Source organism: Oleiphilus sp. HI0128 (genome assembly GCF_001635365.1).
On sequence record NZ_LWGG01000979.1, the window covers coordinates 1 to 1369 of the forward strand.

2 protein-coding genes are annotated in these 1369 nt (G+C 44.3%); both read right to left on the reverse strand.

The genetic code is table 11. The annotated features are described in order from the left end of the window. On the reverse strand, window positions 1–595 hold a 595-nt coding region (locus A3763_RS16245; RefSeq protein WP_156495131.1), incomplete at its 3' end, for an alpha/beta fold hydrolase. A gap of 145 nt (window positions 596–740) precedes the next feature. Then, window positions 741–1369 (reverse strand): enoyl-ACP reductase (locus A3763_RS16250; RefSeq protein WP_068760235.1); only part of this gene is annotated, 629 nt, incomplete at its 5' end.

Sequence of the window (1369 nt, forward strand, 5' to 3'; positions counted from 1 at the left end):
GTAACTCTTGTTGGAATCCTTTAGGGCTAATTAGTACAAGCTTATCCAATTTTTCGGGGTGCTGCAGACCCGCGTACTGTGCGGCCAAATAACCGGAGTAGGAACTGCCAATAAGCGAAAATTTATTTATGCCAAGATCTTCAATAAAGTATTCAAGTGTGTGGACAATGTAATCGCTCGATAAATTTTCGGCGCAAGTGTCTGTACTATCAGAAACACAGTGTGGTGCGCCAGTAAGCCCTGATCCTGGCAGGTCTATTGCGATCAATCTAAAGTCATTACTCAGAATGTCGATCCAATCCTCCCAAGCATGAAGTGAGGAAAGTTCGCTGTGAAGTAGAAGTATTACAGGGCCTTCGCCTACGTCGCGATAATGGATTTTTGTATTAAAGTCGTTTTCGATCCACTGGGAGTCACTATAACTATACTTGCTCGTAATGTACCAGTCAGGTAGCTCGGAAAAGCCAAGAAAATTAGACAAGGAGGTCGAAGATTGAGACGCCTGCTTGATGTTTGCGCAGCCGCCTAGACTTAGGGCGAAGGTAAATGTCAATAGGACAAAAGCAAGCCTAATGCGGTAAAAAAGACGTTCCACTATACGTATCCATCACAAAAATTAAACGTCGCACAAAGATGTACAAGGCATGTACAAAAGCACTTCTCAAGGACTGCATAGACTACCAGTATGTGCTTACCGTTTTCAGTGACGTAGTCCTTAAAATAGCAGTTATCTAAGCGGTTTAGCTTTCTTCTAGTGAACGCATGCCGCTAGTATTAAAGCCACCATCAACAAATAATACTTCTCCGCTAATTCCGCTAGCTAGATCTGAGCATAAAAAAGCAGCAGCATTGCCAACTTCGTCAATAGTCACGTTACGTCTAAGTGGTGTTTGCTGTTCATTTTCAGATAGCATTTTTCGGAAGTTCTTAATGCCGGATGCAGCCAATGTACGAATGGGGCCAGCTGATATGGCGTTAACACGCGTTCCTTCAGGCCCAAGGCTACCGGCCATATAACGAACGTTTGCTTCAAGACTGGCCTTTGCCAAGCCCATTACGTTGTAGTTTGGCAAGGTTCTTTCTGAGCCTAAGTAGGTTAGGGTTAGTAATGACCCATTTCGCCCTTTCATTAACTCACGGCTTGCTTTCGCCAAAGCAACAAAGCTATAAGAGCTAATATCATGAGCGATTTGAAAACCTTCACGGGTGGTTACATCAACATAATCACCGTTTAGTTCGTGGGCGGGAGCGTAGCCTACGGAATGCACGATTATATCAATGCCATCCCACACCTTAGCAATCTCTTCGAAGACCTGAGAAATTTGCTCGTCGTCGGCAACATCGCAGGGTAGAATTAGCTTTGATCCCC